At 60.5% G+C, this 16,795-nt stretch carries 14 protein-coding genes; 10 read left to right on the forward strand and 4 right to left on the reverse strand.

Going from position 1 to position 16,795, the window contains the following annotated elements:
* Both tnpC and G533_RS0112960 read left to right on the forward strand, forming a co-directional pair.
* Positions 1-917, forward strand: a 917-nt coding sequence (tnpC, locus tag G533_RS0112955; RefSeq protein ID WP_027950318.1) for an IS66 family transposase, incomplete at its 5' end; no start/stop codon positions are given.
* Positions 914-1,228 carry a hypothetical protein gene (locus G533_RS0112960; RefSeq protein WP_027950319.1) on the forward strand — a complete coding sequence of 105 codons (315 nt, stop codon included), beginning with the start codon at positions 914-916 and terminating at the stop codon, positions 1,226-1,228. The genes tnpC and G533_RS0112960, both read left to right, overlap by 4 nt.
* A gap of 172 nt (positions 1,229-1,400) precedes the next feature.
* Here G533_RS0112960 and G533_RS0112965 read toward each other — a convergent pair whose 3' ends face one another.
* Positions 1,401-5,171, reverse strand: a complete 3,771-nt coding sequence (locus G533_RS0112965) for an EAL domain-containing protein (RefSeq protein WP_158413419.1) — start codon at positions 5,169-5,171, stop codon at positions 1,401-1,403.
* Between the two features lie 204 nt (positions 5,172-5,375).
* Between G533_RS0112965 and G533_RS0112970 the strand changes: the two genes are divergently transcribed.
* The 4 genes from G533_RS0112970 to G533_RS21975 are packed head-to-tail and all read left to right on the forward strand — an operon-like array spanning position 5,376 to position 9,504.
* Positions 5,376-6,455 carry an NAD(P)-dependent alcohol dehydrogenase gene (locus G533_RS0112970; RefSeq protein WP_027950321.1) on the forward strand — a complete coding sequence of 360 codons (1,080 nt, stop codon included), beginning with the start codon at positions 5,376-5,378 and terminating at the stop codon, positions 6,453-6,455.
* A gap of 3 nt (positions 6,456-6,458) precedes the next feature.
* The gene (locus G533_RS0112975) at positions 6,459-8,156 is read left to right on the forward strand and encodes a 2-oxoacid:acceptor oxidoreductase subunit alpha (RefSeq protein ID WP_027950322.1); all 1,698 of its coding nucleotides are present in this window, start codon (positions 6,459-6,461) and stop codon (positions 8,154-8,156) included.
* Positions 8,153-8,992: a thiamine pyrophosphate-dependent enzyme gene (locus tag G533_RS0112980; RefSeq protein WP_027950323.1), complete on the forward strand. Its 840-nt coding sequence runs from the start codon at positions 8,153-8,155 to the stop codon at positions 8,990-8,992. The genes G533_RS0112975 and G533_RS0112980 overlap by 4 nt, the downstream gene beginning before the upstream one ends.
* Entirely contained in the window at positions 8,992-9,504 is a 513-nt protein-coding gene (locus G533_RS21975) for a ferritin family protein (RefSeq protein WP_240472436.1), read from the forward strand. The genes G533_RS0112980 and G533_RS21975 overlap by 1 nt, the downstream gene beginning before the upstream one ends.
* Positions 9,505-9,549: 45 nt before the next feature.
* Here G533_RS21975 and G533_RS0112990 read toward each other — a convergent pair whose 3' ends face one another.
* Complete coding sequence (locus G533_RS0112990; protein WP_027950324.1) at positions 9,550-10,722, reverse strand: cytochrome P450; 1,173 nt, start codon at positions 10,720-10,722, stop codon at positions 9,550-9,552.
* A 121-nt stretch (positions 10,723-10,843) separates the two neighbouring features.
* Between G533_RS0112990 and G533_RS0112995 the strand changes: the two genes are divergently transcribed.
* The 4 genes from G533_RS0112995 (at position 10,844) to G533_RS0113010 (ending at position 15,626) form a co-directional block, all read left to right on the forward strand.
* Complete coding sequence (locus G533_RS0112995) at positions 10,844-12,292, forward strand: AMP-binding protein (protein WP_027950325.1); 1,449 nt, start codon at positions 10,844-10,846, stop codon at positions 12,290-12,292.
* A gap of 148 nt (positions 12,293-12,440) precedes the next feature.
* A complete protein-coding gene (locus G533_RS0113000) occupies positions 12,441-13,889 on the forward strand; it encodes an AMP-binding protein (RefSeq protein WP_027950326.1) in 1,449 nt (482 codons plus the stop codon).
* A 121-nt stretch (positions 13,890-14,010) separates the two neighbouring features.
* Positions 14,011-14,364, forward strand: a complete 354-nt coding sequence (locus G533_RS0113005; protein ID WP_027950327.1) for a DUF3127 domain-containing protein — start codon at positions 14,011-14,013, stop codon at positions 14,362-14,364.
* A 44-nt stretch (positions 14,365-14,408) separates the two neighbouring features.
* A complete protein-coding gene (locus G533_RS0113010) occupies positions 14,409-15,626 on the forward strand; it encodes a cytochrome P450 (RefSeq protein ID WP_027950328.1) in 1,218 nt (405 codons plus the stop codon).
* A 5-nt stretch (positions 15,627-15,631) separates the two neighbouring features.
* Here the strand turns inward: G533_RS0113010 and G533_RS21980 are convergent, their stop codons facing one another.
* Both G533_RS21980 and G533_RS0113020 read right to left on the reverse strand, forming a co-directional pair.
* Positions 15,632-16,141: a nuclear transport factor 2 family protein gene (locus G533_RS21980; RefSeq protein ID WP_051230325.1), complete on the reverse strand. Its 510-nt coding sequence runs from the start codon at positions 16,139-16,141 to the stop codon at positions 15,632-15,634.
* Between the two features lie 184 nt (positions 16,142-16,325).
* Complete coding sequence (locus G533_RS0113020; protein ID WP_027950329.1) at positions 16,326-16,793, reverse strand: Dps family protein; 468 nt, start codon at positions 16,791-16,793, stop codon at positions 16,326-16,328.
* Positions 16,794-16,795: the final 2 nt, after the last annotated feature.

Genomic DNA, 16,795 nt, shown 5'->3' on the forward strand with positions numbered 1-16,795 from the left:
TCGGCGTCAACATCCCCCGCGCCACGCTGGCGAACTGGATGATCCGGGCGGGTCAGTTGGTACAGCCCCTGATCAACCTGTTGCGGGACCAGCTTCTGGCCCATGATCTGATCCAGATGGACGAGACCACGGTGCAGGTACTCAAGGAATCGGGCAAGGCTGCCCAGTCCAAATCGTATCTGTGGTTGCAGCGCGGCGGGCCACCGGGTCAGCCGGTGGTGTTGTACGGCTACGATCCGGGCCGCGGCCAGGCCGTGCCACTGCGCCTGCTGGCGGGCTTCAAGGGTTATCTGCAGACGGACGGCTACAATGGGTATAACGCCGTGGTGGCCGCGCAGCAGCTCACCCACGTTGGCTGCATGGCTCACGCTCGGCGCCGGTTCAGTGAGGCAGTGAAAGCCCAGGGCAAGCGCGGGAAAACCGGCAAGGCCCACCAGGGCCTGGCCTATATCCAGAAGCTGTACCGGGTGGAAACGGAGGCTCGGCAGCTGCCGCCGGAACAGCGTCGTGAGCTGCGGCAGGAGAGGGCTGCGCCTGTACTGCAACAGCTGCGGCAATGGCTGGACCAGAGCCTGCCACAGGTCCCGCCAGGGAGTGCCACGGGAAAGGCCTTGCAGTATCTGCACAACGAGTGGGACAAGCTGGTAGTCTACCTGGAAGACGGTCGGCTGGAGATCGACAACAACCTGGCCGAGAACGCGATCCGGCCGTTCGTTACAGGTCGCAAAAACTGGATGTTCAGTGACTCGGTGGCGGGCGTGAACGCCAGCGCCAACCTGTATTCACTGATCGAGACGGCGAAAGCCAATGGCCTCGAGCCTTACGCCTACCTGCGCCAGGTCTACGAACAACTGCCCCGGGCCGACACCGTGGAGGCCATTGAGGCGCTGCTACCGTGGCATCGGAGAACAGCATGAGCATCGAGATTGATCACTTGAGTGCCGATGAGTTGGTGGCACTCAACCACCGAATTGTTGAACGCTTGAAGATGCTGGAATCACTGCAGGCACACCAGTCCATGATGCAGTTCCACCCCGGCGCCCGGGTCAGCTTCGAGTCCCCACAAGGTGGCCGCCTGACCGGCACCCTCATGAAGTTCAACCGCAAGACGGTGACCGTGGTGACGGATAACGGACAACGCTGGAACATCTCCCCGCACTTGCTCTCGCCGATCAAAGACGTAGCGAGAGGCAACGTGGTGGAAATCTCGCCACACAAAATAAGGTAGAACTGCGCGAGCTACCCCTGCCACAAGTCCTGGCCACTGCATATCCTGTGGTTCAATTGGCGCTTACGTAGATTCTGCAGTACCTGTGGATTTTCAAAGACTGATATCGTCAGACCCGTAGACGAAGAAATGCATGAGCAAATTGGCAGGTGCAGCAACCAGCAGGCGTGATTTATCCGTCTGATTTGAAAAAGCGCCGTTCAAAGTCAGCGATCGACTCCGGCCGGTGAAGGTGAAAGCCTTGCAGTCGGTCACAGCCGAGCGACACCAGCAAATCCTGCTGCGTCTGACTCTCGACGCCCTCGGCGATAGTTTGCAAGTTCAGGCTTTGTGCCAAAGCGATAATCGCACTACACAGGGCCTGTTGATCACGCTTTGTCTCGATATCCCGTATGAATGCCTGGTCGATTTTAAGTTTGTCGATGGGAAAGCGCTGCAAATACGTCAATGACGAGTAACCGGTGCCGAAGTCATCGAGGGATAGCATGTGGCCCAAATCCTTGATGCGCCGCAGTGCCAGGGTCACTTTCTCCAGATCGCTGGCTAGAACCGATTCGGTGATTTCAATTTCCAGCAGCGAAGGTTCGAGGGGATAGCGGTCCCTGAGTCTTTCCAGAACGGCGAAAATGCGGCCCGTTACGAAGGTATCCGCCGACACGTTGACGGCGATGCTGAACACATTTGTGTACTTCGCCTGCCAGTGATGCAAGCGACGCCAGACCTGCTCAATCACCCATTCATCCAGCTCCAGGATGAGGTCGGACTCTTCCGCAAGGGGCACAAAAATGCCGGGTGAAATGGCGCCACGCTCAGGGTGCATCCATCGACAGAGTGCCTCCGTGCCAACGAGCACCCCGCCGCAATCAAATTTGCCCTGCAAATACACTTCCAGCGAGTTCTCGCGAATGGCCTGGCGCAGGTCGCTCTCCAAACTGAGTAGATCGATAGCACGCCTGGTCATGCTGCGATCGTAAAATGCAAAGTTCTCCGCTTGCCCGACATCGTTATCCTGAGCAGCCGTACTGGCGGACTCTATCAGTTTGATGGCAGTGTTCCCGTCCTGTGGAAAGGTGGCGATACCTGCAAACACCGAAACGTGCAGTTGGCGACCATCATGATAAACAGGGGTGGAGATCGCTTTGCATAACCTGTTTGCCCAGATCGCGGCTTCGCTTTTCGGGTCGTCCAACAGAACATAAGCTGCTAGCTCGGTCTCGCTTATACGCGCCAGATCACAGGTTGTGGTCGCTTGCCCGGCGCCAAACATTTGCTGTGTCAGACGTGGCACTACAGTGCTCAACAGTTCATCCACCGAACCCAGGCCGAGGATATTTCGTAACCTGGCGAAGGTCTTGAGTCGGAGTGTAATGACAACCAGTGAACGTTGATCGTCGCTGGCTTCGCTCAAGGCTGCTGCGGTTCGCTGTGTAAACAGGTCCAGATTGGGCAAGCCGGTGCGGCGATCATAAAATGCCAGCTGTCGGATGCGGGCCTCGCGTTCGATAACCCGCAAACGCCAGCGGAAAAAGCCGTATAACACCGCACCGATGAGTATGCAGTAGGCGAAATAGGCCTGCGGCGTTGCCCAGGGTGCTGCGTTAATCGTTACGCCAATCTCAAGTGGACTGTTGCTCCACGCGCCGTAACCGTTGGCGGCACGTATCTGGAATACGTAACGGCCTGCGTCAAGATTGGTATAGGTACTGCGCGTGCGCTTGCTGGGCTGTGTCCAATCTTGATCGAATCCCTGGAGCTTTACCGAATATAGATTGTTTTCCGGCGCCAGAAAGTCGAGCGCCGCATACTCGAACGTGATTGCATTCTCGTTGTAATCAAGCGCGAGTCCCCCGGCGTCCGCCAGCATCGCGACCGCGTGAAGCGGTTTATTGGCCACCCCAATTTCCGTGAGCGCAATCCTTGGCCCCTGATCGAGATCACCGAACTCCATAGGGTCAAACGCGTTGTAGCCGCCCGTTCCGCCAAACAGGAACTGCCCGTCACGACTTTCGTGGAAAGCGCCGAAATTGAACTCTTCGTTTTGCAGGCCAAGGGCGCGAGGGAAATAGCGAATGCTGTCCGATTGCGGGTTGAAGCGCATCAGTCCCCGATTGGAACTCAGCCAGAGTTGTCTCGCCGAGTCCTCCAAAATGCCGTAGATCACATTATTGGTTAAACCGTCTGCTGTGCCCAGGTGATCAAAGGACGGGTCCTGATTCCATTCTTCTGTATCGCGTAGCCGAGCCAGCCCCGCGCCGGAGGTGCCTATCCACAGCGACCTGTCCTGCGAAATATGAAGAGAAAAGATCAGGTCAGAACCAAGGCTTCCCGCGGTCTCCAGCGAATGCCGAAAACTGTGCACGGAACCCGATCCGGGTTCCAGGCGGATCAGGCCTTCACCATCCGTCCCCAACCACAGAGCACCGGCGGTATCTTCACGGATTGCGCTAATCCGCGTGCCCGGAACATAGCGTGTCGCGGTTAATGTCCCGGGGTCGATCAAAGACAGGCCGCCGCCAAACGTGCCGGCCCAAATGCGATGCTGGCTATCCTCGTACAAACTCATAATGCCGTCTGCACTCAGGCTCTCGTCATTTGTGGGGTCATGGCGCATTACGTGCAACTGGTTCTGGCCCGGCAGATACATCTGCAGGCCCTCTCCCATTGTGCCAATCCATAAGCGATTTTCACTGTCCCTCAAAAGTGCCGATACCGGTGCGTCACCCCGGTCGACGTAACCACTTTCGCGATCAAATTCTGCAACGACGTTGCCACGGGTATCCAGTTGCAGCAGCGCCGTTGTAAAAGCACCAACCCAGATTCTGCCTTCTCCGGCATCCTCGAATGACAGTACCGCTGTGTTTTCCAGTATGGGGGGAGTGATAGCGCCCAGGGTCCAGCTATCGGGATTCCACCGATTTACACCGCCCAGACGGGTGCCTACCCACAACACCCCGTCCTCGCTTTGGTGCAAAGACATGACATGGTCGTCGGACAGGCTGAATCGATCCCGGTCATTGTGGCGATAGATTCGGAAGCCCTGATCCTCTCCCAGGAACAGGTGCAATCCGTCGTGTGTCGCAACCCAGATTCTGCCCTCGGTATCTTCCAGCACATCGCGGATTTCATTGTTGCCCAGCCCGGCGGGCCCCACTGAGTTCGCGTTGAAAGCGAGGGCTTCTCCGGTCTCGAGGTTGTGCCGTACCAGGCCCTGTTCCAGCGTGCCAATCCAGAGAATGCCCGTTCGATCGAGATACAGGGTGGATACGTCGCTGTAGCTCCACGGGAATCTTTCAAACGTTCCGGTTTCGACCTTAAACGTGTAAAGGCCGCTAGTGGCCCCCACCAGAAGTGTACCCGCCGATACCTCCAGCAGTGCGTAAATGACGTCGTCTTCTGCGGGTGATTGCTGCTCATTGCCCAAGGGGTAGCGATGTGTGAATTGTCCCTGCTCATCGAACCGAAGCAGCCCGGCTCCGCGCGTGCCAACCCACAGCGAGCCAATGTGGTCGATCATCACCTGGCGAGCGAATCGTTTCCTCGGGTCCAGATCCTCTCCAGGCACCACAATGTTCTTGAAGGTTTCCGTAGCGCGTTGCCACTGAACCAACCCGCCTCCTTCTGTTGCCATCCACAGATCGCCGTGACCATCTTCGGCGATTGACCAGACGAAATCATGGGCGATTGTGCTTTGATCCGCGGGGTCGGCGTGGAACTGCAGCAGGGTGCGACCGTCATAGCGATTGAGGCCATTTTCGGTGGCAAACCAGACAAATCCCCGGGAGTCCTGAAAAATGTCATTTACGGTGACTTGAGACAGCCCCTCGTCGCGACTGAGAACGTTGAAAACCATCTTCTCAGAGGGTGAAGCAGCACCTGCTATTGAGCACCATAGAGCGAGAACAACAGCGAGCCTGGGCAACCTGCTTGAGGTAAAGGTGCTCACGTCCAGGAAATCCTCACTTATAAAGGGCATTCAACTAGTTTACACCACAGATGGCGTGTCACTTCGGTGAGTGACGCGTGGAAGGGTGCATCGCTGCGGCTTCTCAGTCCTGCCTGATCTGCATCAATGGAAAGGACTTACCTGTTTGCTGCTTTGGTGTGTGCTTGCTAGCTTGAATGTACTGGCAATCGGGAGTAGGCAGCGATGGCAAAGATGAAAGCGGCAGTGTTCGTGGAGCCGGGCAGGATCGAGATTCAGGACAAGCCCATACCGGATATCGGTGACAACGATGCCCTGATGCGGGTTACGACGACCACCATTTGTGGCACTGACGTGCACATCCTCAAAGGGGAGTACCCGGTAGAGAGCGGGCTGACGGTCGGGCACGAACCGGTGGGCGTTATCGAGAAGCTCGGGAAGAATGTGCAGGGCTACCGCGAAGGCCAGCGGGTCATCGCCGGTGCAATTTGCCCGAGTTACACCTCCTACGCCTGCCAGGATGGTTGCCCATCGCAGGATGGCGGCCACCACGCCCACGGTTACAAATCCATGGGTGGTTGGCGCTTCGGCAATACCATCGACGGTGCCCAGGCGGAGTATATTCTGGTGCCCGATGCCCAGGCCAATCTGGCGCCGGTACCGGACGGACTCAGCGACGAAGAAGTGCTGATGTGCCCGGACATCATGTCCACCGGCTTTGCCGGCGCCGAGTCTGCCGGTATCAACATCGGCGACATCGTGGTGGTGTTTGCGCAGGGCCCCATCGGCCTGTGTGCGACCGCCGGCGCCCGGCTGAAGGGTGCCGGGCTGATTATCGCGGTTGATGGCATTGACGAGCGCCTGGCGATGTCCCGGCAGATGGGCGCTGATATCACGCTGGATTTCCGCAAGGTGGACGTGATTGATGAGATCTTCAAGATTACCGGGGGGCGCGGTGTCGATGCCGCCATTGAAGCACTGGGCACACAGCAGACTTTCGAGTCAGCGCTTCGGGTGCTGAAACCTGGCGGGACCTTGTCCAGCCTCGGCGTGTATTCATCCGACCTCAGCATCCCGCTGGGAGCTTTCGCAGCGGGCCTGGGCGATCACCGGATCGTGACCAGCCTGTGCCCTGGCGGCAAGGAGAGAATGCGGCGCCTGATGAGTGTCATTCAGTCCAGCAGGCTGGACCTGAAGCCCATGGTGACCCATCGCTACGCGCTTGACGATATCGTGGCGGCTTACGACCTGTTTTCCCATCAGCGCGATGGTGTGCTGAAGATCGCGCTCAGTACCGGCTCGTAAAAGATGGGTGACACGCAATTGTCGATAGCCATTACCGGCGCGGGCGGTGCCGGGGTCATTTCCTGTGGCGAGTTGTTGCTCAAGGCCTGGGCGCACTGTGGTGGCCGGGGACTTTTGCGCAAGGCTTTCGGCCCCCAGATTCGCGGTGGGGAGGCTGCTGCGCTACTCAAGTTTACCCGTCATGAGGTGTACACCGCGGCGGCTCATTACGACATCATCGTGGCCCTGGACTGGGCGAACTTCGAGCGTTTTCAGGATGAGATCGTTGCGGGTCCGAACACGGTGGTGGTCTGTGAGGACAGTGAACGTATTCCTGCCTCCCTGAGAGGCTTGCCTGTGATTCAGCTCGCATTCGCGCAGCTCGCCAGCCGCAGTCACCCCGAAGGCCGCGTGAATATGGTGGCTGCTGGCTTGTTGGGACGTGCGTTGCAGCTGCCCCAGAGCGCTCTGCTGGAGCAGGCGCTCACCAGGCTGGCAAAAAAGCCCGAAGCGTATCGTGAGGGCGCCAGGGCCTGCATTGAGGCGGGTTATGCCGAGCCCGCGAACATTGATTTGCCCTTGCCTTCCCGCGACGCCAGTGGCGCCTGGTGCATTACGGGCAACCAGGCGGCGGGTTTCGGCGCGCTGTCAGCCGGGGTCCGTTTTGCCGCCGCCTACCCGATTACGCCGGCTTCCGACGCTCTGGAGTGGTTGGCCGGTGGCCTGGAGGCTGTGGGCGGTCATTTGGTGCAGGCGGAGGATGAGCTGGCAGCGATCAATATGACCATTGGAGCGGCGTTTGGCGGTGTGCCGGCGTTTACCGCCACCTCTGGCCCCGGCCTGGCCCTTATGAGTGAAAGCATTGGCCTGGCAGTCGCCAGTGAAACACCGTTAACGCTTCTCAACGTCATGCGGGGCGGCCCGTCTACGGGTATTCCCACCAAGTCGGAGCAGTCTGATCTCGATATCGCATTGTACGGCCTGCACGGCGATGCCCCCCATCTGGTATTGGCCGCGCTCGACATACCTGACTGTGCATTCGCCACCGGCTGGGCGGTGCAGCTCGCGCAGGCCCTGCAGGTTCCCGCCATCGTCCTGTCGGACCAGTTTCTCGGCCAGTCCACAGCCGTGGTTGCGCCGCCGAGGCTGCCGTTAGCATTCTCGCCTGGCGAGACAACAGCACCTCCGAGCAACGAATACCTGAGGTACCGGCTTACAGCAAGCGGTGTTTCCACGCTTGCCCACCCGGGGGATGCTGATGCCCGCTACACCGCAGATGGCCTGGAGCACAACGAACGTGGCACGCCGTCGGCACGCGCATCGGACCATCACGAGCAGCTCGACAAACGCCGCCGCAAGCTGGAAACATTCGATTTCGGCGAGGATTGGGGCCGCTGCGGTGGCACGGGCGATACGGCCCTGGTGAGCTTCGGCTCCGCCAGCGCCGCCGCAGACGAAGCCGCCGCGCGGCTTGCAGAGCGGGGTACGTCGGTGCGTACTGTCGCTTTGCGACTGCTTGCACCGCTGCCCTTGGCGGGGCTCGAGCGCGCTCTTGCGGGTTGTTCACGCGTGGTGGTGGTGGAACAGAATCACGGTGCGCAGCTCTATCATTACCTGAAAGGTCGCCTGAATCTGCCGCTGGAAAGCCTGGCGATTCCAGGCCCTGTGCCACTCAACCCCGAAACGATCGCCGAAGTGGTCGGTGCAAGGCAGGTCACATGAATGAGCCTATCGCGGTAACCCCGAAGAGTTTCAAATCGGCGGTGAAGCCGATCTGGTGCCCCGGTTGCGGCCATTTTTCTGTACTTAACGCCATCACCAAGGCCATGGCAGCCCTCGCTATCGACAAGGACAACAGTGTCCTGGTTTCGGGAATCGGCTGCTCCTCGCGCCTGCCGGCCTATGTGGATACCTATGGCTTCCACGGGGTGCACGGGCGCGGTCTTGCGGTTGCACAGGGCTTGAAGGTGGCGAGGCCGGAACTCACCGTTATCGCCCTGGGCGGTGATGGGGATGGCTTTTCAATCGGTGGCAATCACTTCCTGCACGCCTGCCGGCGCAACGTCAACCTGGTGTACATAGCCATGGATAATGAGGTCTATGGCATGACCAAGGGGCAGGCTTCGCCGACCACCCCTTGCGACTGGAGTCACAGCAAGCTCACCCCCCATGGGCCGGGTGTGCGGCCCTTCAAGCCGGCGGCAATTGCCCTGGCGGCGGGGGCGCCGTGGATCGCCCGCGGCTATTCCGGCAACCCCAACCAGATGGCGAAGCTGATCGCAGAGGCGATTGCGTTCGAAGGCTTCAGTTTTATTCATGTGCTTTCGCAGTGCATCACTTTCTGTCCGGAGCAGACCGACTGGAAGGCCATCGTGCACGAGCGCAGCGAACCTCCGGTGGATAGCGCGGAGCAGGCGGCGCGTTTGTTTCTGGCGGACGATGGGTTTGCGACTGGCGTGCTCTACCGCGAAGCGCGTGCGACCTGGCCACCCCTGTCGCACCTTTCGAAAGATGAGAGCGAGGCGCTGACGGACCTGGCTGCGGCCTTTGGAGCGTAATGATGTTGCATAACGAGCTGGCATTGTTTCTCGCGCACTCGCTGGCCCTTGAGAGCGAGGCCCGGGAGCGCTACCTGGAATTGTCGGAATCGCTGGCCGCACACCACAATGGCGATGCCGCCGCGTTCTTCCAGCGTATGGCGCGCGAAGCCGAGCAACATCTGGAAGAGGTGGCAGAACTCGCTGCCGACCAGGCACTGCCGCAGCTGCAGCCCTGGGACTACACCTGGCCCGGTCCTGAGGCACCCGAGAGCGCCAGCTATGAAGCGCTGCACTATCGCATGAGCCTCGGCGAGGCCATGCACCTTGCTCTCGGCAAAGAGCGCGATGCAGCGGCCTATTACCGGGAGGCAGCAAACGCCAGTCTGGACGCGGAAACCCGGCGCGTGGCGGCGGGCTTCGCCGCTGAGGAAGAGCGGCACGCCGCGGCGCTGGAGGCGATGATCGCCGAGCTGGACGAGCCGGGAGAGTATCACCGGCTGGATGAGGACGACCCACACCTGCCTGCCTGACGTGGCTCATTCGCCAGCGCGCTGCGGGCCCTCGTGTGCCCGCGTTTACCACCCTACGGGCAAACGAGCCGGCCCACGCAGAATCGCCCCGCGCGGGCTGGCGGCCTCCCGCTCCCGTAACTGCAAGCCGGGCAAGCGCTCCAGTATCACATCCAGGGCGACGGCGAGCTGGCGTCGCGCCAGGTGCATGCCCGGACAAAGTCTCGGCCCGGGGCCAAAGCTGAGCAGCTTCTTGCTGCTGTCGCGGTGCAGGTCGAACACCTCTGGTTGCTCGAATACGCTGGGGTCGCGGTTGGCTGCGGCAATGGCAAAAAGACAAAAGGTGGCGGGGGGGATTTCTGTCCCGTGGAACTCAATGGCATGCGGCGCTGACAGCCGCGGCAATACGGCTACCGGTGTCTCCCAGCGCAGCAGTTCCTCAATGGCGCCGGCGCGAAGCGCGGGCTCTGCCAACAATGCCTGCCAGCGTTCGGGTTCTGCCAGCAGCGTGTATATCAGGTTGCCCAACGCGTCTGTGGTAGTGGAGGCGCCGGCGCTGAACAGCAGGCGGATGTGCGCGAGAACTTCCTCGTCGGTGAGCCTGCGCTCATCCACTTCAGCCGCCACGAGCCCGGAAAGAATGTCGTCGCGGGGTTCCTGCCGCCGTTCTGCCAGAATGGGCAGCAGGTATTGCGTGATCTCATCTGCGCATTGCCGCGAGTGCGCGGGGTCGCGCGGAAACTCGAGGAAACCCACGGCCCAGTCGCGAAAAACATCTTCTCGATTGGTGGGAATGCCAAGCATACGGCTGATCACGGCAAACGCCACGCGGTGTGTGAATTCGTGGGCGAAGTCGGCGCTGCGCCGCGCGCCCAACCGGTCAATCAGCTCGTGGGCTATGCGGGCCAGTCCTTCCTGTTCCATCGCTTCCACCACGCGCGACTGGAATGCGGGTGTGGCGAGACGCCGGTAGAGTCGGTGCTGGTCGCCTTCCATGGTCTGGAAGGTGACCCCTTGTACGGGCTCTATCGTGATGCGGTAGGCATCCGCGGGCGGAAAGCGGGCGTTGTCGCGGAAGGCTTCCGCCAGTGACTGGTGGCTGCAGATGAGAAAGGCGGGCTGCCCGCCGAACAGCGCGGGTTGCACCGGGCCGCGCTCGCGAGCGTCACGCAATGCATTGTGCAGCGCATTGCCGGTCAGGTCTTCATGCGCAAAATCGTGCAGTTCTGCGGCGGGCATCTTTAGGGGTCTCCAGCGTGGGTTTTTATCTCACTTCAAACTAGCAGCGTTTTCGGCTGCTGGCCACGCGGCGGTGTAGTATGTCTCACCAGCTACTCACACGGCGTTGCAGGCGCACCGCATGTTCATCGCAGAGTACATTGCCGATTTTGCCTCGCGGGCCCCCGGGTCTCTGGCCGTCATTCACAACGGGCGCGCGATCTCCTACCGTGCGTTTGCTGGCGCTATCGCCCATGCATCGCGGGAGCTTGTACCGCATCTTCCCCCTCGACCCGCCACGGTGGGAATCACAATAGATGATCTTGCGGACTGTTGGGTGGCAACCCTTGCCTTGCAGGCGCTTGGTTACACGACGATCTGCGCTGCATCACGTGAGGGGCTCGCCTCACTCGAGGTTGAAAACCTCTGTGCCATCGTGGTCAGTGCGGTAGAGGGACGTGTGCCGGAAGTGCAGGATGCAGCCCGGGTTTATGCCATGGACAAGCCCGTATACGAGGAAGTGCAACGGCTCGACGTGCCTGCGCTCGCAGAAACGACGGATGACTGCGGGCATATCCTCTATACATCGGGCACAACGGGTAAGTATAAAAAAGTATTCAAACCCGCCGCCACGCAGTGTGAGTCTGACCGGGAGCGTAGTCACCATCAGGCATTCGACAGCTCGACGAAATACCATATGCTCGGCTTCGGCTTGTGGACCGCCATTGGTTTCAAGATGCCGCCTGCTGTGTGGTCTGTCGGCGGCACGGTGATTTTTGAACAGCGCACTGGCTGGCCGGAAAAATTTATCGCCAGCCGCTTCACTCATGCGACCCTGCTCCCGGATCAGGCCACGATCCTCAGCCAGAGTGAAGCCTTGCAAGACGCGGTTGGGCAGTGCGCCCCCCGGCCCACGGTCTCAGTGGGCGGGGGGTTCACGTCGGCCAGGGTGACGGCAAAGCTCGCCCGGGTTTTTCGTCTGCGGAGTATTTATGGCTGCACCGAGGTGAATGTGGGAGTTCTGTTTGAAGAGCTGGACGCGCCCCCTCCTGGAGGCTGGTTCACATTGCAGGGAGCGCGAGAGGTGGAAGTGGTGAATGAGTTACATGAGCCCTGTGCGGCCAATGAGGTGGGCAGCTTGCGTATCAAGTTGACGGAGCTGGATGCCGCAGGGTATCTGGGCGATTCAGACACCACCCATGCCGTGTTTCGCGCTGGCTATTTTTACCCCGGTGACACGGCGATACAGCGTGATGATGGCAGGATTCGAATCCTTGGCCGCGTTGCTGATGTCCTCAACCTCGGCGGACAAAAAATCGCTGTTGCGCCAATCGAGGCAAACCTGCAAAACCTGCTTCAGGTCGATTATGTTTGCTTGTTTGCGGGCGTCAATGCGGCCGGTGAGCCCGAGGCGGTGATAGCGATGGAGACCGCTGAGCAGCCCGACCAGGAGCGGCTCGACCATGTGGGACGGGAATTCTCGCAGTGGGGTGAGGTGCGCTTTGCCCTGGTCGACAGATTTCCACGCACGCAATCCGGTACCAGCAAGATTGACCGCAAACGGCTGAGAGGTTTGCTTTTCCCCGATTGATGTCAGTTGCCGGTGCGGTTTGCGTTCATCGGTACGTGCCTGACAGAGATCAATGACACGTTGGTCAGGCTTCAAACCCTGCGCGTTCGCGCCTGCAGGGTGTGGTAACGTCATGATTATGCACGTTTGTTGTTGCCAGAGAACACGCATGATTATCGCCCAATACATCTTCAGCTTCGCCGCACGGACACCGGCGGCACCTGCCATGGTGCACAACGACCGCACGATATCCTATCGTGCGTTTGCCGGTGCGATTGCCCGGGCCTCCGCGGAGCTGCCACTACACCTATCACCGCCCTCGGGCACCGTGGCAATCAAGATACACAACCTCGCACACTGCTGGGTGGCGACGCTAGCGCTCCAGGCGCGGGGGTATACCACTATCTGCGTTGGATCGCTGGATGTGCTGGTTGCTCTCGAGGTCAGGAACTTGCGGGCCATTGTTGTCAGTGCCGCGGAGGAAAATCTGCAGGCAGCGGAGGATCTCCCCCCCGTTTACGCCATGGGCCGGCCTGTGTTCGACGATATACAGGACTTCGAGGTGCCTGCGTTGGCGGAAGATGTGCATGCATGCGGGCATATTCTTTACACCTCGGGGACGACAGGGAAGTACAAAAAGGTGCTGGTGCCAGCCCGTACGCAACGGGAGGCCGACCGTGAGCGATGTGATTTCCAGGCGTATGACAGCTCAACCCGATATCACGCGCTGGGCTTTGGCTTGTGGACAGGCAATGGCTACAAGGCACCCTCTTCCGTGTGGTCAGTCGGAGGTACCGCAATTCTTGATCAGCGCAGCGACTGGGCAGAGTCCTTTGTCTCCAGTGGCGTGACACGGGCAACGCTACTACCGGACCTGGCCCTGAAGCTGAGTGAATGCGCGAGCTTGCGCAGCCTGCCGCCCCGCAGGGGTGCTCGCCCCGTTTTCTCGATGAGTGGCGGCTTTGTCTCAGCGAAGGCCACCGCCGTGCTGAGCCAGTATTTCGATCTGGTCAATTCTTATGGATGCACCGAGGTCGGTCTGGGCGTGTTGTTCCATGATTACTCGCTGCCGGCGCACCTCAGCTGGATGAAGTCCACGGGTGCTCGCGTGGTTGAGGTGGAGAACGAGCAGGGTCAGGTGAGCGCGCTCAACGAGGAGGGGCGATTGCGTATCAAGCTTACCGAGCTGGATGCCGATGGCTACCTGGACGACGCAGACGCGAGCAGATTGGCATTCAGCAAGGGTTACTTTTATCCCGGTGACCTCGCCCTGCAACGCGAGGACGGCGCTTTTCGTATCCTGGGCCGCGCGGCGGACGTGGTGAATCTCGGCGGACAAAAATTGGCTGTCGCACCCATTGAGGCCAACCTTCAGGACGTCCTGCAGGTTGACTACGTGTGCCTGTTCGCCGGGATGACGGCCACCGGCGAGCCCGAGGCGGTGATTGCGATGGAGGCTCCCGAACTGCCCGGCGAGGATCGTCTCGAACACGTAGGGCAGGAATTCTCGCAATGGGGTGAGGTGCGCTTTGCCCTGGTCGACAGGTTTCCACGCACACAATCCGGAACCAGCAAGATTGACCGCAAGCGCTTGCGGAGTCTCGTTTTTCCCGATTAGCCGCCGGGCCCCGTCAGCGCTCGTCGCGAGCCTCTCGCCATCAATTCGGCTCGCACCCTACACTTCCGGCGCGTGCCGCACTAGACTGGTCGCATAACCCGACTCAAGGAGAAGCACTCGCGTGGCCTATGACCTCACCGGCAAGATCAAACTCATCCAGGAACCCCAAACCTTCAACAGCGGCTTTACCAAGCGTGAAATGGTGGTGACGGTTGAGGACGGGAAATATCCCCAGGACATCAGCCTGGAATTCGTGCAGGACAAGATCGGCCTGCTTGAGGGGTTGCAGCCCGGCCAGGAAGTGACGGTCACCTTTGATATCCGCGGGCGTGAGTACAACGGCCGCTACTTCAATAACCTGCAGGGCTGGAAGATCAGCGCCGCCGGCGCGCCCGCACAGGCTCAGGACGACTATGCGGGCATGCCCTATCAGGCCGGTGACCCTGGCCCGACGGATGACGACATTCCGTTCTAGGCGGTGCATGATAGGCCCTGATGAGGCCAGAAGAGCATAAGAACATGAGCACCGCCACCCGCACATCCGCCAGTGATTGGTTCTTCCCGGAAATCGACTTTGCGATTGATCCGCTGCCCGATTTTCACTCGCGCATGGCCGAGCTGCGCGATTCCGGCCAGCGCGTGGTGCCGGTCAAATACCTGGGTGAAACCGCCTGGATTATTCTGCGTCACGATGACGTGTCCGCGCTTTATCGCAACGAGGCGGGCGTGCCCGCCGGCCCAGCTTACCGCAGGCATTCCGAACCCGCCCAGGGCAAGACGCTGCTCTGTATGGAGGGTGACGAACACCGCGTTAACCGCCTGCTGGTATCCGGCGCGTTTCACCCGGGCGCCATACGGCGCAGCATCAGTACGCTGCTGCGGCCACTGGCGGATGAGCTGATCGATGGTCTGACAGGCCAGACCGGTGTGGACCTGGTGGCGGCCTATACCCACCGCTACCCCTTCAAGGTAATTACCGGCCTGCTGGGCATTCCGGTGGCAGATGAGCCCGAGCTTCACCAGTGGTTGCAGGGTCTGTTCCAGTTCCCCTGGAACCCCGAGCTGGCGCTGGAGGCACGCGCTGCTATCACCGCGTACCTCGCTCCCATCGTACGGCAACGTCGTGCCGATCCCCGCGAGGATCTTCTGTCGCTGTTGGCGACAGCCGTGGTGGAGGGCAAACAGCTCTCGGACGAAGAGATTTTTTCTTTCGTGCGGCTCATTTTCCCGGCCGGCGCAGACACCACGTACTTGTCGCTGGGCAGCCTGCTGTGGGCGGTTTTGCGGGACGACACCCTGCGTCAGCAGTTGCGGGCCGAGCCGGCGCTGCACGCGGCGGCGGTGGACGAGGGTTTGCGGCTGTATGGGGCGGTCTGCCTGCAGCCGCGCTACACCGAGCGGGAGGTTGTAGTGGCGGGTGTCACCATCCCCGCCAACTCACCCCTGTTGTACGGCAATGCCACGGCCAATCGCGACCCGGCGGTGTTTGCAGATGCCGACACGTTCCAGCTCGACCGAGGTGCGCACCACAAATCGGTCACCTTTGGTGGCGGGCCCCATTTCTGCCTCGGCTCGCACCTGGCGCGCGCGGAAATCGAGGTGTCGTTGGGAGCCCTGTTGGCCCGTTTGCCGGGGCTGAGGCTGGCGGATCCTGCGCAGCCTGGGCCGCAGGGGGCGGTACTGCGTGGGGTGCGGGAGCTGCCTGTGCTGTTCGACACCGTGTTGCCAGCGGAGTAGCTCGCTCAGGATGGCTGCGGCGGCATATGGTTGCCTGCCCAGACAACCGTGTCATTTCCGCTGGAGTAGTCAGTGATGAAGGCCGAGCACACGTTGAAGGTACTGGCGCTGATCAGCCAATCGCCATCAATGCGACGGTACTCGTCTTCGTAAAAGCCGCTGAGTTGCACGGTGGTCTTGTCCTGTGTGTTGATGCTGTGGAAGCGCAGCCCCACGCGGCCTCGTGCGCTGTCAGGCCCTGTTATCTCCACCAGCGGGTTCTGTGCGTGGTGCATGTCGACAATGTGTTCATGGCAGCCGAGTTCAACAAAGACGGCGACAAAATCCTCGCGGTTGGCAAATTGGCCTATGTGCCCGAAGTTGATCTCCACCGGTCCTGGGGCAAAACAGGCGGTTACGCGCTCCGGGGCCTTGTCGTCACAGGCATTCAGATAGCGGTATTTGAGTTCGCAAATGGCCTGCTTGTCGAGCAGAGCCTGCAAAGAGTCCTGCTGGTCGGTGCTGTGGTTGGACATGGTGATCTCCTCGGCGTGAAAGCGCTTTCGCGAAGAGCTTACCGGAGACGTCCCCGGCTGTAATTGTCCGGCCAGGGAAACGCTCTACCCCGGCAATTTCTTGAACCACGGGGCAGAGGTTGGCGCAGACCGCCATATCCAGTTCGGCAGGCCTGCGTGGTGGCTGGTGTTACCCGCGTTGCCCTCAGCGCATTGCGCGCAGCATCCAGGCGGTTTTCTCGTGGATGCGCATGCGGTCGGAGATCAGCGCCGCGGACGATTCATCATCCGCCTCCTGTGCCGGTCCCAGCGCGTCGCGGCAGGTTTTAACCACCTGCTCGTGTCCACGATTGAGGATCTCGACCATATCAGTGGCTGCAGGCACACCGTCCACTTCCTGGATGGAGCTGAGCGCCGCGAAGGCCTTGTAGGTGCCGGGGGCGACCTCCCCGAGCGTGCGAATACGCTCGGCGATGTCATCGACCGCGGTAGCCAGTTCGGTGTAGTGCTCCTCGAACATCAGGTGCAACTGGCGGAACTGCGGTCCGGTCACGTTCCAGTGGAAGTTATGGGTTTGCAGGTAGAGCGTGTAGGAATCCGCCAGCAAGCGCTTAAGACCTTCTGCCACACGGGCGCGGTCGGAACTGGAGATGCCGATATCAATGTCTGTCATGT

The organism is Haliea salexigens DSM 19537, assembly GCF_000423125.1.
In the GTDB taxonomy this organism is placed as follows: domain Bacteria; phylum Pseudomonadota; class Gammaproteobacteria; order Pseudomonadales; family Halieaceae; genus Haliea; species Haliea salexigens.

Coding starts and splice junctions, on each gene's coding strand:
- G533_RS0112960 (WP_027950319.1), top strand. CDS start 914: ATGAGCATCGAGATTGATCACTTGAGTGCCGATGAGTTGGTGGCACTC.
- G533_RS0112970 (WP_027950321.1), top strand. CDS start 5,376: ATGGCAAAGATGAAAGCGGCAGTGTTCGTGGAGCCGGGCAGGATCGAG.
- G533_RS0112975 (WP_027950322.1), top strand. CDS start 6,459: ATGGGTGACACGCAATTGTCGATAGCCATTACCGGCGCGGGCGGTGCC.
- G533_RS0112980 (WP_027950323.1), top strand. CDS start 8,153: ATGAATGAGCCTATCGCGGTAACCCCGAAGAGTTTCAAATCGGCGGTG.
- G533_RS21975 (WP_240472436.1), top strand. CDS start 8,992: ATGATGTTGCATAACGAGCTGGCATTGTTTCTCGCGCACTCGCTGGCC.
- G533_RS0112990 (WP_027950324.1), bottom strand. CDS start 10,722: ATGCCCGCCGCAGAACTGCACGATTTTGCGCATGAAGACCTGACCGGC.
- G533_RS0112995 (WP_027950325.1), top strand. CDS start 10,844: ATGTTCATCGCAGAGTACATTGCCGATTTTGCCTCGCGGGCCCCCGGG.
- G533_RS0113000 (WP_027950326.1), top strand. CDS start 12,441: ATGATTATCGCCCAATACATCTTCAGCTTCGCCGCACGGACACCGGCG.
- G533_RS0113010 (WP_027950328.1), top strand. CDS start 14,409: ATGAGCACCGCCACCCGCACATCCGCCAGTGATTGGTTCTTCCCGGAA.
- G533_RS21980 (WP_051230325.1), bottom strand. CDS start 16,141: ATGTCCAACCACAGCACCGACCAGCAGGACTCTTTGCAGGCTCTGCTC.
- G533_RS0113020 (WP_027950329.1), bottom strand. CDS start 16,793: ATGACAGACATTGATATCGGCATCTCCAGTTCCGACCGCGCCCGTGTG.